At 63.5% G+C, this 15,796-nt stretch carries 10 protein-coding genes; 1 reads left to right on the plus strand and 9 read right to left on the minus strand.

Translation table 11 applies throughout. From position 1 onward, the window contains the following. Positions 1-31 precede the first annotated feature (31 nt). The 6 genes from HWY45_RS00075 to HWY45_RS00100 all read right to left on the minus strand — a co-directional run bounded on the left by HWY45_RS00075 (position 32) and on the right by HWY45_RS00100 (position 10,250). Complete coding sequence (locus tag HWY45_RS00075; RefSeq protein ID WP_059882998.1) at positions 32-3,043, minus strand: two-partner secretion domain-containing protein; 3,012 nt, start codon at positions 3,041-3,043, stop codon at positions 32-34. 152 nt (positions 3,044-3,195) lie between these two features. Beyond that, positions 3,196-4,023: a fimbrial biogenesis chaperone gene (locus tag HWY45_RS00080; protein ID WP_059883000.1), complete on the minus strand. Its 828-nt coding sequence runs from the start codon at positions 4,021-4,023 to the stop codon at positions 3,196-3,198. Positions 4,024-4,027: 4 nt separating this feature from the next. Beyond that, positions 4,028-6,706 carry a fimbria/pilus outer membrane usher protein gene (locus tag HWY45_RS00085; protein ID WP_059883002.1) on the minus strand — a complete coding sequence of 893 codons (2,679 nt, stop codon included), beginning with the start codon at positions 6,704-6,706 and terminating at the stop codon, positions 4,028-4,030. Between the two features lie 192 nt (positions 6,707-6,898). Beyond that, entirely contained in the window at positions 6,899-7,669 is a 771-nt protein-coding gene (locus HWY45_RS00090) for a fimbrial biogenesis chaperone (RefSeq protein WP_059883004.1), read from the minus strand. A gap of 22 nt (positions 7,670-7,691) precedes the next feature. Continuing rightward, positions 7,692-8,276 (minus strand): fimbrial protein, encoded by a 585-nt coding sequence (locus tag HWY45_RS00095; RefSeq protein ID WP_059883006.1) that lies wholly within the window; start codon positions 8,274-8,276, stop codon positions 7,692-7,694. A 282-nt stretch (positions 8,277-8,558) separates the two neighbouring features. Then, the gene (locus HWY45_RS00100) at positions 8,559-10,250 is read right to left on the minus strand and encodes a ShlB/FhaC/HecB family hemolysin secretion/activation protein (RefSeq protein ID WP_230946981.1); all 1,692 of its coding nucleotides are present in this window, start codon (positions 10,248-10,250) and stop codon (positions 8,559-8,561) included. Positions 10,251-11,557: 1,307 nt separating this feature from the next. On the opposite strand from HWY45_RS00100, the gene HWY45_RS00105 reads away from it, so the two are divergent. After that, on the plus strand, positions 11,558-11,848 hold the full coding sequence (locus HWY45_RS00105) for an H-NS histone family protein (protein ID WP_059561289.1): 291 nt from the start codon (positions 11,558-11,560) through the stop codon (positions 11,846-11,848). 22 nt (positions 11,849-11,870) lie between these two features. Here HWY45_RS00105 and ppk2 read toward each other — a convergent pair whose 3' ends face one another. From ppk2 to HWY45_RS00120, 3 genes are all read right to left on the minus strand, one after another. Continuing rightward, the gene (gene ppk2 / locus HWY45_RS00110) at positions 11,871-12,800 is read right to left on the minus strand and encodes a polyphosphate kinase 2 (protein ID WP_059561292.1); all 930 of its coding nucleotides are present in this window, start codon (positions 12,798-12,800) and stop codon (positions 11,871-11,873) included. A gap of 96 nt (positions 12,801-12,896) precedes the next feature. Next, the gene (locus tag HWY45_RS00115) at positions 12,897-14,495 is read right to left on the minus strand and encodes an OmpW/AlkL family protein (RefSeq protein WP_150998773.1); all 1,599 of its coding nucleotides are present in this window, start codon (positions 14,493-14,495) and stop codon (positions 12,897-12,899) included. Positions 14,496-14,499: 4 nt separating this feature from the next. Then, on the minus strand, positions 14,500-15,795 hold the full coding sequence (locus tag HWY45_RS00120; RefSeq protein ID WP_059883012.1) for a beta-barrel domain-containing protein: 1,296 nt from the start codon (positions 15,793-15,795) through the stop codon (positions 14,500-14,502). Between the last annotated feature and the right edge of the window lies 1 nt (position 15,796).

The following is a 15,796-nucleotide window of genomic DNA, read 5'->3' on the forward strand; positions in this document are numbered from 1 at the left end:
GTCGGCGTCGCGCGCCCGCCGCGTCAGCGCATTACTCGATCAAGCCCTTGTTGATACCGGCAATTTGGACCGCAGCTGCCGCACCGGTGGCGGCGCTACCACGGAACTTGCCGTAGTTGACTCCGACGAGCCCGCCAAAGGTCGATTCCCAGAACAGGACACCGCTCGGCATGATCCGGCCGCTCGCGAGCGAGCGGTCGACCGGTCCGTAGTTGATACCGATCAGACCGCCGAGCGTCGACTGCCAACCACTACTCACCGTTCCGGACGCACGCGCATCAGCGATCGTGTCCTTATTCACGCCAACAAGGCCGCCGACCGTGCTGGACGTGCCGCCGCTAACATCGCCCGTCGCGGATGCAACCCGAATCGAGCCGGTTGCCCCGGCGCCGTTGACACCGACGAGGCCACCTACCGTGCTCGATGTGCCGCCGGAAGTGTTGCCGCTCGCTTCCACGTTGGTCAGCACGCCGATGTTGTTGCCGGCAAAACCGCCTGTCTCGCTGCGAGCACCGCCCGTCGTCTTGCCGCGCGCCACCGAATGCGCGATCACGCCGCCGGCGTTGCTGCCGACAAAACCGCCGATCCGGCCAGCGCCGCCGATGACCTCGCCATACGCCTCCGCAGTGTCGATACTGCCGCTGCTTCCGTTGGTGCCAGCAAAGCCGCCGATCGCTGCGGCCGACGTGCCCGTTACGCGTCCCGTCGCGCGCACATTCGCGAGCTTGCCCTGGTTCGCGCCGACGAAGCCGCCGACGCTATCAGCGCCGATCCCGGTCACCGCGCCGGTCGCGTAGGACGTGAAAATCTCACCTTCGTTGTAGCCAACGAGCCCGCCGGCGGAGCCACTGCGCCCCCCTTGGACCGAACCCGTCGAGAACGATCCGTCGATGCTCCCCGCGAGGTTGGCGCCGACCAGCCCGCCAACGTCCGCCTCGACATATGCGCCGGACACCGAGCCGACGTTCGACGACGCGGTGATTGTGCCGCCGCGGTTCACGCCGATCAGGCCGCCGATCAAGGCATTCGTCCCCCCGCCGTAAACCGACGCGGCGGACGTGCTGTTTTTGACGTCGGCCAGTTGGCGGTCGGCGCTGTTCTCGCCGATCAGGCCGCCGAGCGCCCTCGTCATCGAATTGCCCGTCACCGTCCCGCTGACGTATGCCTTCGCGACGCTGCCGCGGTTCACGCCGATGAGGCCGCCGACGGCATTCGCGCTCGCCGACGAGCTGCCGACGTCCATGCCGGTCGCGCTGACGTTATAGACCTGCCCGCGGTTTTCGCCGACGAGGCCGCCGATCTTCATCGCACTCCCCCACAAAGAACCCCATACCGTCATGTTCGCCAGATTCAGGTTCGCAATGCGGCCGGTGTTCATGCCAAACAAACCGACGGCGCCACTGTCGCTCCTGATACTCACGTTGCTGATCGTGTTGCCGAGGCCATCGAACACACCATTGAATGCCGACGCACCGCCGATCGGCGTCAGCGCCTCTTTGAACAACCATCCGCCCTTGAGGTCGTTGCCCAGCACATACAGCCCATTCAGGTTGCGATCAATGTTTTGCAACTGATCGCCATTCTGGATCACCGTGTAGCGGAAGCCGTTCGAGTCGAAACCGGCGCCCGCGCCGGACAACTTGACCGAAGCGCCACGCCCGAGTTCATAACCGTCGTCATAGTTCAACGTCAGCCCCGCGTTCGTGCCCGTCAGGGCAACGTTGGCGCCGATACGTGCCGACTTCCGCGCATTCACTTCGAGGTGTGCGTTCGCGCCGCTCGCTTCGACGTCGCGGTTCAGTGCGACGTCGCCCTGCTGAGAAGCCAGCGTCAGCCGGTTGGCGCTGTTCCAGCGCACCGCACCGTTCACCGAGACCTTGCCCTGCATTGCGGCAAGTTCGACATTCGTCGAGGCGAGACTGCGCGACAGCGTGTCCGCAGCGATCGTGCCGGTCATGGTTGCATTCGGCGCCACGTCGACGTCAGATGACTCGATCCGCCACACACCCGTCAGCCCGTTGCTCGCACGCGTATCCACGATTGCGCCTAGCGCGACCTTGACGTTTGCGCCGCGATTTTCGATCGTACCGGCGTTGCCCGGCGTCGTGAGCGCGCTCGCGTTCATCGCACCTGCAACTTCCACCGTGCCGCCCTCGCCGCCGTCGAGCACGATTTTGCCGGCGATATTACGCAGCGTCTTCGCCTCGATGCTGCCTTGGTTGTTCACGATCGTGTCGAGCAGCGCATTGGCTGACCTGGCGCTCATCAGCACCTGGCCGCCGTCGGCCTTCAACAGGCCGGCGTTGGCCGCGAGCGCGTCGACCGCGCCCTCGTTGACCTGGACGCTGAGCAGCTTGTTGCCGTCAAAATTCAGCGTGACGTCCTTGCCCGCGCCGAGCGCAACCGTTCCCATCTGCGCCGTTACGGTGCCCTGGTTATGAACCTTCGCGCCGAGCAGCGCGACCGAGCCGCCTTCCGCTGCCGTGATCGAGCCGTTGTTGATGACCGAAAACACGGAATCACCCGCAAAGCGGTAATTGCCTGCGGCGAAATCCTCGTTCGTGATGTTGCGCGTCGACGCGACCAGCCCGCCTACGTTGACTTGCGCACCACTGCCGAACACGATTCCGTTCGGGTTCACGAGAAACACGCGGCCGTTCGCGTCGATCTTGCCCTGGATCGAGCTCGAGCTTGTACCGATCACACGGTTGAGCGCGATCGACGTGCTCGACGGCTGGTTGAACGTCAAGCGCTCGCCGCCATTGACGCCGAACGCACCCCATTCCGTCACCAACTTGTCGGAATGCTGGTTGATCGACATATTGCGGCCGTCCTGGGAGCGAACGATATCGCCGCTGCCCGACACGATGTTCTCACCGGTCGGCAATGCGTACGCGGGCGACAGCGCCGCAATGCCGAACGCCGCGAACGCTGCGCGAATTACCTCGCTCGAACCGGATTTCTTGCGTCGGCGCGTGCCCTCGCCGGCGACGTTCCAGCACCCCTGGCTGTCATTCCATACCAATGCGTAGTTCTTGTTCATCGATGGTCTTCCTTATTGAATGAAACTCTGCCTAATATCCCGGGCAGAACGGGGCCTGCAATTCGCTTCATCCTCGATATGCATGCGGCCGACGTTCACCGCATGCGTCGGCACGCTTGCAGCGCTCCGTCCACAGTGCCGAACCCAACGGTTCAACGCTGCTCGAGCGGCGCGCGGCGCTCGATCAACGAGCCGTCATCGCGCACCGCCTCGTAGACGACAGTGCCGAATTCGGCCAGGTCACCGTGCACCGGCCATTCGACCCGGCCAAATGGCGGAACATCCGTCGCGCGAGATACGGGCTTGGGAGGGGCTCCGCCCAGTTCGACACGGGTGAGCGCGACGTAATACGGCGACGGGTTCGTGGCGACGAGTCGCGCAGCGTCGGCGGCAGGACGATCAATTGCCCAATGCAACGCGTCCGGCGCTCCGTCGGGCGCGCTGGCGAGCCCAACGGGTCGAAACAGCAGTTTCATGCGCACCCGATACACGACGCGAAGCGTACGATCACCATCCGAGGCCGAGGCCGAGGGCGGCAATTCGAGAACATTGATCCAGAACAGCGACTCGCGATCAGTCGCCAACCCGCCTTCGAGGTATTGCACGCGAATGGCCCGCTTTTGCATCGGATCGAGCCGGAAGATCGGCGGCGCAAGCATGAACGGAACCCGGATCGTCGCCGGATTCGCGTCCGGTTTTCCGTCATCGAGCCACGTCTGCACGAGCACCGGTGCATCGCCCACATTGCGCACGCCTATTGCGAGCGTCTTCGCATCGCCCGGGAAAACGAAGCGCGTCCCGACAATCGACAGCGACGCATTTGACGGCATCGACACAATGCATACGGCGGAAGACACGATGAGCTGCAGCGCTCGCACCCGGCGCGCGGCACACGTGTCGCGCCGCGCGCCGGTCGGAGCATGAATGCCACGCAGCGCACCGCGAACGGCATGGATCAGATGTGCGATGACTTCGAGCATTGGCCTACCTTGCCTCCTCGTGCGCAATCGACGGAACGCCAGCTTCCGCAAGCGGCGCCAACGGCAGGCAAGCGCGGATGAGCGTGACGTAGCTCGCGTCCAGAAGTCTGTCGCGCGGCACCGCGTAATCAATGACGCATTGCTGATTGCGCTTTCCTCCCCACTCCACCCGCACCTGACCGACATCACTCTGACTGCGGATGAACAACCGGCTTCCCTGCCCGACGGCGCCGATCGTGGAACCGCTCGCGACATCGACCGCCCGCGCGGCGAACGGAAGCGGTGCGCCGTCGGGTGTGTGACTGTCGATCAGCAATGGCCTCGCCTTGAGCGTGTCGTAGGACAGCATCACAACCGAGCCGGCCCTCGGCGCCACGCTGCGCGACGCCGTTTTCAATTCAACGTTGTCAGGCATGCCTTTGGGATCGAGATCGACGTTATTGAGCTGGTACGGGATGAGGCTCGGAACAACGGCATAGCCGTACCGGTTCACGCGCGCGCTGGAGTTGACCACTGCGGCGCCATGCGCGTCGCGCGCCTCGACGATGCCCACTGTCTCGCCGAGTGTCGGCCCCGCCGTCACCCCACCCGGATGCAGCACGATCCCGCCCATAGCGGTGGCCGATGCCTGCTGGTAGCCCCGGCCGAAGCCGACGTTCCCGCCCAGCGACACGGCCGGCAAGCGATAATTCAGGCCACCACTGCCCGATGCCGTTCGGCCATTGCCGTCGTAAGTGCCGGACAGCGTGTACCCTCCGTTACCCGACTCGCCGAAGCGTCCGGACAGGCCCGTCGTGACATGTGTGCCGCCGTTGCTGTCATGCGTCGCAAGCGAATTGAACATCGGCGTGCGCCGCATGTCGCGGCCGAGGGGGATCGACACGTTGAGGCTCGCAAGCGTGCTGCTGCCACCGCCGACGAATTGCGTCGTACCAGGTACCGCGTTACGGACGCGCTGCACCGACGCGGAAAACGACATATTCCGCCATTGCGTGCTGTAGCCGACCGTGAAGCTGAGCGTCTGACCGCCCTGGTTCCAGAAGCTGAGCGCGGATCCGTTTATGTAAAGGCTTCCCGTCTGACCAAGTTGCTGGCTGATGTTGACGTCGAGCCGGTTACGCATGCGTGCGAGCGCATCGGCCGGAATGCCGCGTTCCACCATGCTGTTCAGCAGCAGCGCGTCGCGCAGGCCAAGATAGCCTTTCGTCGAATACCGGTAGGCGAGCAGGGAGAAGTTCGTGCCGCTGTTAGGCAGGTTACGGCTGTAAGAGACACGTATGCTGGAACCGTTCAGCCGGTCTCCCCGCATGGTGCTCGTGCGGGCGTACGTGACGTCCGCCGCGAATCCGCCGATCTCGGTGTTGAGCGCCGCGCCCATCAGCACGGACTGGTAATTCCCGGTGAACGCGCCGCCGCCGTAGCCCGTCACGACGTTGTTCAGGCCGCGCTGCAACGTGAATTGCCCGACATACTGGCTGCCGCTGTCGAGGCCGATATCGATCGCTTGCCCGGCCATCGCGCTGAAACGCGTCACGCCAGGTCGCAACAACTGAACCGTCGTCGCGAACGGCACGACGAAGCTGCGCACTTCGCCGCTCGCCTCCGTCACGGTCACGTTGAGATCGCCGCCGTAGCTGGCTGCCTGCAGATCGTCGATCGCGAACGGGCCCGGCGCGACGGTCGTCTCGTAAATCAGATAACCGCGCTGATAGACCGACACCTTCGCGTTGGAATTCGCGGTGCCGCGCACGACCGGCGTGTAATAGCGCTGAGTATCGGGCAGCATGCGGTCATCGCTGGCGATCTGGACGCCGCGGAACGATACCGCGTCGAACAACTCGCCGCTCGTCGCGCTCTCGCCTGCGAGCACCTGGGCGCGCCATGCCGGCACATCGGTTTGGCCGTAAACGTAGCCACGCTGATACCGGCTGCCCCCATGCGGCGACCAGGTAAAGTTGCCGTTGTGACGCACACGCAGCGCACCAACATTCAGCCCCATATTGAGGCCCGTATAGAACCGTGTGAGGTTTTGCCCCTGGGTCTGCGTGCTGAACAGGTTCGCGTTGTAGTTGAGCATCGCTGCCGTCACGCCGCTCGTCCAGCTTGACGGATCAACGTAGGCCGTCGACATTCTGAGCCGCATGAAATACTGCGGCACCGTCAGGTAGAGCTTCTGCTCGGCGTTGTCGAAAGTCGCACTGGCGCCTGGTACAAAACCGTCGAGCGCTTCGCAGACGAGCCCTTCCGGAAACTGATTGGGCGTCGTGCCACCGTCCTGCCCCCGCGCGCTCTTGTCGAGGTCGATGCCGGCGCGTGTCAACAATTGGCGGTCATAGCACGGTTGCGCGCCCTCGCTGCCGGCAATGCGCCGAAACTCGATCTCCTCCACGCCACGCCACTGTCCGTTGACCAGCACGTCGACCTGATATCGCCCAGGCGCGACGGTATCCGGACGCTCGAATTGCGTCGTGTCCACCGGCGCCCCGTCCGCGCCGCTCATCAACAGCGACGCGTCGAAGTGGACGCGCTCCGGCACATCTTCGGCGCCCTTCCGTGCATCATCCGCCTTCGCGGCCCGGACATTCTCATCCCGAGCGTCGTCGTGCACGAATGCGCCTGCCGTTCCTCGACCGTCGTCGGCGAAAGCAACTGCGCTCGCCATCATCGCGGCAGGCGCCAGCATCGTCACGACAGCGTGAAGGCCAGCCCGCCGCCGAAACGGGGGCAAACCCCGAAATTCGTTGGGCGCAGCGGTCTCAGCTATACTTCGCATACGAAATTAAATAATTTGGATATCGAAATGACTGACTTACATCAGCCAATCATTTCTACAGATCCCTGGATGGTTGAGATCGGCGCCTGGCCTGCGACAAGATCAGTCAGTCAACGCTTTCGTCGCCGTACTACGACCGCCATAGTCGTCAATGGACTGATAGCGCACGTTTGCCTTGTGGTTCGACAGCACCGATACGCCCGGCAGTGGAAAGCGCGCTTTCGAGAACGGCGCGACCATGCCGCCGCCCGCCGAAACATAGGCACCGCCCAGGTCACTTTCAACTTGACCGAACGACACGTAGTACGGCGTCGGATTGCTGACCTCGACCGCGACTTTCGCGCCGCGTGCGCTTGCGTCGGCTTGCGGCTCCGGCGTGACGGCGCGCCACACCAGGCGATCAGGCGCGGAGGCCGCGTCATCCTTCAACGAATCGGGACGATAGAACAGCTTGATACGCGTTCGGAATGCGAATTGGAGGGCATTGGCGTCGGCGTCACGGGTGGAAGGCACCTCGAGCACGTTCAGCCAAAATACCGCCTCGCGATCGACCGGCAAAGGATCGTGCGTATACTTGATCCGCAATACCGCACCCTTGCCGGGTTCGACACGCGCCACCGCCGGTGCAACAACGAACGGAACATGCAATCGCTCCGGCGGAACGTCCGCCCGGCCGTCATCGATCCACGATTGGGCAAGCACGGGCTCACGCCCCATATTCGCGACGCGAAGCGTAACCTCACGCGCATTCTCCGGATAAACCACCCGCGTGCCGTTGAGCACGAGGCCCGCCTGCACCTGACCGGCGCAGGCGGTCCACGCGACGACGCAGGCCACCACGGAAAAATAGAATCTACGTATTGTCGACGTCATGGCGTGGTGAGACTAAACGCGATCAATAGTACGCGAGGGTATAGCGGATGAATGAATTGCCCGAACCCGGCGTGATCGCGGTCGAGGCGACCGTCGACACATACGATGCCGTGTAGCTGAGCGTCGCGACGTTGTCCGTGACCGTCGCAACCTGCGCGTCCGCGAGGCTCTGCGGCTGGCCGAGCGCGATCTTTCCATTCTTGCCGTTGCCGTTGTCCTTGATCTGGATTTCCACGCCCTTAGCAGGCTTCGTGCCGATGAGCTTCAGGTTGCCGGTTGCCGGATTGATGTTGGTCGAGCCCTGATCGAAATCGATCACGACCTTCGTATCGTCCGTGCAAGCAGCATTTCCACCGACCTGCAACTGGAACGGGATGGCAGCGGAAGTGGAACCGATTGTCTTGAAAGTACTCGGATCGATCGAGTTGCCGAGATTCACATCCAGTTGATTACCCTCGCCCGGCGCCCTGCCATTGATGTTGCAGGTCACGTCGGAAATGCTGCCGGAGAAGTTGATCTGACCGTCATAGGCATGCGCGAGCGTGGGCGACAGCACCGCACTCACGATACCGGCAACGGAACAATATCCCAAAACTCTCTTCTTCATTTATTAATCCAATGGAATTAACTTCGTCAATCAAAAATCGATCATTTCCGGAACAATTTCCTGCGCTCCCAGAAAATTCACGACCCCATGTGCCGGCACACCAGCGACACTTCCATCGAATTGGTCGCCAGCCGCAAAATTCTATAGACGCGACATGCGGAATTCCATCAGACAATTACTAATTTTATTAACTTTTTCAAATTCAATTTAGTCCAATAAATTTCTTGTCCTTCTCAGCCCCGTCCTATTTATATATAGAAATGAAATTTTCGCCGTCGATGTCTAGAAATATTGACTGACCTGCATCCAGATGCTTGGTGCGCGCACGGAGGAATCAAGCGTCGCGCCCAACGTCCACGAAGCGGTGAGAGAAATGTGCCGATTCGAACCAATCCAGGTTGCCCCCAGGCCACCCGCCTGGATTTGTTGAATATTGTCCCCGGAGACCCATGGCTGCTTTCTCACCTGCACTCGCCCGGCATCGACGAATGTACTCAATTGCCACCCCGGCGCGGCCAGATACCGCAGCTCCGCCGTGGCCTGCCAGCCCTGGTCTCCGCTACCGGCGCCGAGCGCGTAGGCCCTGACGGCATACGGCCCTCCGAGACTGAACTGCTGGGATGGATCGAGGTTGCGCGACGCGAGTTGCGCACTGAACTGCGCATACAGCTGAAATCGTCGCCCCATGGACTGCACGCGCAGCGCACTGATGCTCAGTTTGCTGAATGTACCCATTGCGTGCGTAAAGCGATCGGTTTCGAGGACATCATTGCTACGCAGCCGACCCATGCCGAACATCACCGAGAAGCCGCTCTGGCCGCCGCCCAGCCAGTCGTCCTGAACGTTGCCGCTGACACCGAACGACCACAGTCCGACCCGCTTGTCGCCATGGATCATGAAGCTCCCGTAGTTTTCCTGCAGACTGCTGGTCTCGTACTGGATCTGTGCGGTCACGCGGGCGTTGAGCCGGCGAAGCAGCGGTTGGGAAACGAACACGCTCTGCGCGGTCGCGCTGCCATGATAGTCAAGGCTCTCGAGAGCACCGCCAACGCGATAACGCATGTCCGAATAAGCGACACCGACGCGCGTGGAGGCCGGACCGATTGGCACCTGATACCCAAGCCGGTAGTACCGCTGCCGTTCATTACTGACGAGGCCGCGCACGCTCAACTGATCGGCCAACCCGAGCAGGGAATTGAAATTCGCGTTTCCGCTCACGCGATACCGGCCTGTCGACGGATCCCCGAAATTGTCAAACTCCAGCGCACCGGTCGCGAGAGGCGCCTTCTTGACGTCGACCACGAGGTCGGTCGTCCCAGGGATGCCGCCGACACGCAGCGTGCCATGAGCGTCAGCGCCAGGCAGTTCGTTAAGCAGCAGCAGACTCCGCTCGAGATCGTCGCCACGTATCGGGTCGCCTTCCCGAATATTGCCAAGCGGTTGGCGCACGACGGCGTCATGCATGCGAGCATGGTTTTCGAGAACGATCTTTCCGTATTTCCCTTCGACGATCGCGATACGAACGACACCGCCTTCGATGTCCTGATGAGGCAGGTACGCACGCGCCAGCACGTAACCGTGCTCGCGATAGTAATGGGTCACGCGCACCGCCACCTGCTGCAGGTCGGCGAAGCTCATTTCGCGGTTCGACGTGTCTGCGACGAGCGCCAGTAACTTGTCAACGCCGATTGCCGTGTTGCCCGCAAAAGTGAATTGACGAACGAACACGCGCGCACCGCTGTCGCCGTTTTTTTCGGTCGCGGACTGGGGCGTCGGAATGCTCAGGCTCGGCACCGGCATGTTCGGTAACGACGGGCCCGACGTCTCAATGTCGCGCATCGCCTGGCCGGGGCTCGGCGGCAAATTGCCGACGCGCCCCGGGATCTGCGCGTCGGCGTAGACGCTTCCCGACAGCGAAATCAATGCCCAAGCGCAGCACGGAAACAAGAGACGCAGCCGACGGTCGACGCGCATTCGTTCGACCGCTGGATTGCGAATAGGCGCCGACGAACGACAAAGCCCCCTCTCATGCCAACGGCGAGCGACGACCTGCCAGCCGTCATGCGTCGGGATTCCGCAGCACCCGCCCGCATTTTCATGCTGAACATCATTTCGCGATGCGTGGGCGGGGTTTCTAGCGCCGCTCACCCCCACGCTCAAATCGACAAATATAAACATCCGACTTCAATTTTCCGGCCATTTACCGGACGTTAAATAGTTGCATCGACTCTACATAAAAATCATCCATCAAAAAATAGGACGAATCTCAAATTTGGATTCCTATTAAATAGCCACAGCAGTCGCATGAAATACATAGATCGTTAAATAAAGTTTCCGTTTTCTTGAAAGCCTGCCAGAATCAGGATCTAGTCACGGTTTTCCCTGAGAGAAACCCATGCGAGAGCCCACATTGCAGATGGAGCGCGGGATTCCATCGCGCGATATGTTCGCGCCGGGTATTCGCGGCGCCCGCTCCGTCGGAGTTCGAAGCCTGTTTCGCCTGCCGGATGCGAGGGGGCAAGCCGGCTTGGCGTGACGCTGGGGCAAGCCCGGACCGCCGACAAGAGCAACGAGATCACGGCCATTGCGGCACTGCTCGATGTATTGCTGCTCAAGGGCGCGATCGTCACGATCGATGCGATGGGACAACAGGCAGGAACTGCGTGTTGGCGCTCAAGGACGATCAGTCGGCGCTGCTGGAGCGGATCCGCTATGCACTTGAGGCCATCGAGCGTGTGCCGGACGCCTATCGGAACCATACCGCCTAGCACCGGGAAATCGACAAGGATCACGACCGCATCGACACGCGCCCATGTATCGCTAGCGATGTCCTGGTGTGCCGGGACCCTGATTCGGACTTATGTGCCGGACGCGGCCTTCGGGGATGACCAATGCAGGGTTTGCGTCAACGACGCCGCCCGGAACTTTGCGATCTTGCGTCGCATCGGCCTGAACCAGCGCAAAGCGGATACGACGATGAAGACCGGCATCAAGAATCGACGGCTCGGAGCGGAGGCCAGTGACGCCTGCCGCGCCGCTGTTCTCCGTGTGTGACATTTCGTGCGATTGCCTTGGCAACGCGGTCGATTTTTCCAAAATTTCGGAAAAGTCCCATAGAAAAATTACTTGCAGATACTTAATCTCTTCCCGTTTTCCGGATCATCGTCGCGCAAACGTTTCGCCGGCCTGCAGGGCTGGCGCGCCTTGGCCGGGCATGCCGACGGGCGGGATCCACATGAAGCGTCATCAATAATCAAATCTCAGCGACGGAATAACGACGCATGCAGACCATTCAGCAACTGCAAACCCAGCTTGCGGAACTCGACAAGCGAATCAAGGCGGCGCGCCGCAGCGAGCGCGATGCGGCACTCACGAAGGTGCGCGACCTCGTCACGAGCTATGCGCTGACCGCGCGCGAAGTCTTCGGGCAGGGCTACAGCGATCGCGCGAAACTGTTCACGGTCGGCGCGAAATACCGCGACCCCGTCACCGGCGCGACGTGGAGCGGGCGCGGCCGCGCACCGTCGTGGATCGTCGGGCGCGACCGCGCCGCGTTCCTGATCCGGGAGTAGCGCCCGCGCGGCCCGGCGTCGCTCAATAGACGTCCGGCACGATCATGTCGTCCGGCACGGGCCGGCGGATGTAGTCCTCGTGATGCTCGCGCTGCGGCAGGTCGATCGGTGCGCGCGGGATCTCGTGATACGGCACCTGGCCCAGCAGATGGTGCATGCAGTTCAGGCGCGCGCGCTTCTTGTCGACCGCCTGCACGACCCACCACGGTGCCTCGGGAATGTGCGTGCGCTGCAGCATCTCCTCCTTCGCGACCGTATACGCTTCCCAGCGGCGCCGGCTTTCCAGGTCCATCGGGCTCAGCTTCCACTGTTTGAGCGGATCCTCGATGCGGCTCTGGAAGCGCCGCTCCTGCTCGGCGTCGGTGATCGAGAACCAGTACTTCACGATCTGGATGCCGCTGCGCACCAGCATCTTCTCGAACTCCGGCACCGACCGGAAAAACTCCTCGTACTCGTCGTCGGTGCAGAAATTCATCACGCGCTCGACGCCTGCGCGGTTGTACCAGCTGCGGTCGAACAACACGATTTCGCCGCCCGCCGGCAGATGCGCGACGTAGCGCTGGAAATACCACTGCGTTCGCTCGCGGTTGCTGGGCGCGGGCAGCGCCGCGACGCGGCACACGCGCGGGTTCAGCCGCTGCGTGATGCGCTTGATCGCGCCGCCCTTGCCCGCCGCGTCGCGCCCCTCGAAGATCACGACGAGCCGGTGCCCGGTGCTCACGACCCAGTCCTGCAGCTTGACCAGTTCGCCCTGCATCCGGAACAACTCGCGGAAATACTGCTTGCGCGCCTCGCGCCGTTCCGGCGAAAACAGCAGGTCATCGTCATCGAAGCGACGGTCGTCGAGCTCCATCTCGAGTTCTTCGTCGTATGCGTCGACGAGATCTTCCTCGAGCCGGCGCTGGCGCGCCTCCATCGCTTCCACATCGATACGGGTGTCGTTGTCGCCCATGGGGCCTCCTTCAATGACGCGGCGAATTCGCTCGCATTATCGCAGGCAGGCTGAGCGGAATGATGAAAGCAATATGTCAGTGGGCACTGAGCCGGGTCAGAAGCGGAAATTGAGCAGCACGCTCGCGAGTACCGGGTTCGCCGAGATGTCGAACGTGTTCGACGCGAGCGTGCGGTTCGGCTGGCTGATGTTCAGCGTGATCGTCGTGCGCAGCGGGATGTAGGTGACCATCCCCGTGATCCAGAAGCGGCGCGTGATCTGGTAGCTCGCGCCGACCGTGAACACCGGCTCCCAGACGCTCTTCACCTTCGCCGACACGTTGGTGCGGCCCGACAGCAGCAGGTCGCCGCCGGCATTCCACACCCGCTGGAACCATGCGGGATCGAGCAGCAGCCCCTGCAGGCTGCCGATCTCCCCGCCCGCGGCGAGCAGCCCGCCGAGCGACGCGAGCTTGCGCTGGAACAGCGGGTTCAGGTTGGTGTTCGTGAAGCGCGTATAGCTGACGCCGAGGCCGACGAACGGCCGGAACCGGTCCTCGCGGTCGCCGAGGTAGTACTTGAACACGACGGAGCCGAGCCACGCGCGCGTCGTCGCGAGCGGGTTGCTACCGGTGTTCGCGAGATCGATCAGCGGCAGCCGGCCCTGGATGCCCGGAAAGACCCGGTCGAGCGGCAGCGCGATGCTGCCGTGCCCACGCAGCGTCAGCACCGGCGGAATGCCTGCGCCGAGTTCGGCCGCCCAGTTCTCGGTGAAGAAATGCGTGAGCGTGAACGCGAACGTGTTCGTGTTGCTGAGCGACAGCTGCGAGCCGCGGTTCTCGAAGCTGTTCAGGCCGAGCGCGTCGGTGTGCGTGGTGACGGGCGTCGAGCGGCCCGTCGTCGCGACGAAGTGCCAGCCGAGGCCGACCATGTTGCGGTCGTCGCCCGCCAGCTGCTCGAGCAGGGGCGGCGCCTGCGCGGCCGGCAGGTCCGGCAGCCGCGACGGGTCGATCGGATGCAGTTCGTACGGCATGCGATCCGCGTGGACGACGGCGGGCGCTTGTGTCGCCTGCGTCGCCTGCGTCGCTTGTGTCGCTTGTGTCGCTTGTGTCGCTTGTGTCGCTTGTGTCGCTTGTGTCGCTTGTGTCGCTTGTGTCGCTTGTGTCGCTTGTGTCGCTTGTGTCGCTTGTGTCGCGTTCGCCACCTTCGTCACCTTCGTCACCTTCGTCACCTTCGCCACCTTCGTCACATCGCGCGCCGCCGGGCCGCATGCGGCGGCATCCGCGCCATCGGCATCGAAGCCGATGCCGTCCGCGCCGTCGTCTGCGCCTTCCCCAGCGCCATTGCGCGATGCCGGGCCGCATGCGCCACGGTCCGACGCCGCAGGGTGCTGGCCGAGCGTAATCTTGCCCGCGCTCAGCGGCACGGGCGGCGGCAGCGCACCGTTCGCGCCCGCACCGTCCGCGCCCGCGCGCCGCGCTGCGCGCGCCGGCACGCCGTCGGTGCGCCACGCGGCCGCGTCGAACCCATCCGCATCGCCGCCCGGCCAGAAGCCGATGCCGTCCGCCCCCGCCTGCCAGCGCGCGTCGGCCGCATCGTCGGGCAGCGGCGCGGCGTGCGCGGCGGCGGCGCACGCGAACAGCGTCGCGCCGAGCCAGCACGACAGCAGGCATGCCCGGCCATGCCGCCGGCGGCGGCGCGCGTTGCGCTTCGCCATCGGCTCAGGCCGGCGCGCCGAAGATGCGCTGGCGCATCCGGTACAGCGGCTCGAACAGCCATTCGAGCAGGCTGCGCTTCTCGAGCACGATGTCGGCCTTCAGCATCATCCCCGCCTTCAGCGCGAGCGCGTTGCCCTCGAACGACGGCGTGCGTTCCGCGAGCTCGACCCAGGTCTTGAAATAAGTCTGCGGCGCGGCCGAGTCGCCCGGCAGGTTCAGCTCCTTCGCGGTGAACGCGACCGGCGAGATCGACAGCACCTTGCCGCGATACGTGCCGAACTTCTCGACCGGGTAGCTCGCATAGGCGACCTTCACCTCCTGCCCCGGCTTGATGAAGCCGGCCTTCGACGACGGGATGTAAACCTCGGCGATCAGCCCGTCGGCCTTCGCCGGCAGGATCTCCACCACGCGCGTGCCGGGCGGGTCGATCACGCCGCCCTGCACGACGTCGAGCCGCACGATCTGGCCGTCGGCCGGCGCATACAGCACCTGGTTGACGCTTTCGTCGATGTTGTATTCCTTCGAGTTCAGCTCCTCCTGCTTGATCTTCAGCTCGGCGTTCGCGCCGTCGTACTTGCTCTGCATCGTCTCCAGGTCGCCGCGCAGCTTCAGCGCGTTCTTCGCGAGTTCCGCGCGGCGCAGCATCAGATCCTGGTAAGCCTGGCCCGCCTGCAGGAATTGCGTGTTGACCTGGTTGTACTGCTCGAGCGTCACCACTTGCTCGTCGAGCAGCTGCTTCACGCGGCTGCGCCGCTCGCCGTACTCGTCGACGATGCGCTTCTGGTCCTGGATCTGCCGGTCGATCAACGCGCGGCTCTCGCCCTGCGCGGCGATCTGCCGGTTGATCTGCTGCACCGACGAGCGGTATTCGAGCCGCGCGGCGTCGATCTGCTGCGTGACCTCGACGCGCTGGCGCGCGAGCGCCGCGCGCATCCCCTGCACGTTGTTCGCCTGGCTGACGAAGCTCGTGTCGCGCGTCACCGCGAGCAGGCGCTGCCCCGCCTTCACGTGCTGGTCCTTGCCGACGTATACGTCGCGCACCGCCCAGCCCTGCGGCGCGCCGACGCCGATCAGGCCCGTGCGCGGCGTCAGCATGCCCGCCACGCTCTCGGTGTTCGCATAGCTCAGCTCGACGAGCGCGGTCACGAACATCGCGAACATCGCGAGCGACAGGTAGCAGAAGAAGCGCAGCGACACCGGCACGTCGACGACGCCGTTGATCACGGTGCCGAACGACGTGCCGCGCGCGAGCTTGCGCGACGGCTTCTGTTCTCGGAGGGCGGAATACCAGGTCGGCATG

It is taken from the genome of Burkholderia stagnalis (assembly GCF_902830275.1).
Lineage (GTDB): Bacteria > Pseudomonadota > Gammaproteobacteria > Burkholderiales > Burkholderiaceae > Burkholderia > Burkholderia stagnalis.

What these genes read in the sequence shown, in the direction of transcription:
- HWY45_RS00085 (WP_059883002.1), bottom strand. Translation starts at nt 6,706, where the DNA reads ATGCTGGCGCCTGCCGCGATGATGGCGAGCGCAGTTGCTTTCGCCGAC.
- HWY45_RS00105 (WP_059561289.1), top strand. Translation starts at nt 11,558, where the DNA reads ATGCAGACCATTCAGCAACTGCAAACCCAGCTTGCGGAACTCGACAAG.
- ppk2 (WP_059561292.1), bottom strand. Translation starts at nt 12,800, where the DNA reads ATGGGCGACAACGACACCCGTATCGATGTGGAAGCGATGGAGGCGCGC.
- HWY45_RS00095 (WP_059883006.1), bottom strand. Translation starts at nt 8,276, where the DNA reads ATGAAGAAGAGAGTTTTGGGATATTGTTCCGTTGCCGGTATCGTGAGT.
- HWY45_RS00090 (WP_059883004.1), bottom strand. Translation starts at nt 7,669, where the DNA reads ATGACGTCGACAATACGTAGATTCTATTTTTCCGTGGTGGCCTGCGTC.
- HWY45_RS00075 (WP_059882998.1), bottom strand. Translation starts at nt 3,043, where the DNA reads ATGAACAAGAACTACGCATTGGTATGGAATGACAGCCAGGGGTGCTGG.
- HWY45_RS00115 (WP_150998773.1), bottom strand. Translation starts at nt 14,495, where the DNA reads ATGGCGAAGCGCAACGCGCGCCGCCGCCGGCGGCATGGCCGGGCATGC.
- HWY45_RS00120 (WP_059883012.1), bottom strand. Translation starts at nt 15,795, where the DNA reads ATGCCGACCTGGTATTCCGCCCTCCGAGAACAGAAGCCGTCGCGCAAG.
- HWY45_RS00080 (WP_059883000.1), bottom strand. Translation starts at nt 4,023, where the DNA reads ATGCTCGAAGTCATCGCACATCTGATCCATGCCGTTCGCGGTGCGCTG.
- HWY45_RS00100 (WP_230946981.1), bottom strand. Translation starts at nt 10,250, where the DNA reads ATGCGCGTCGACCGTCGGCTGCGTCTCTTGTTTCCGTGCTGCGCTTGG.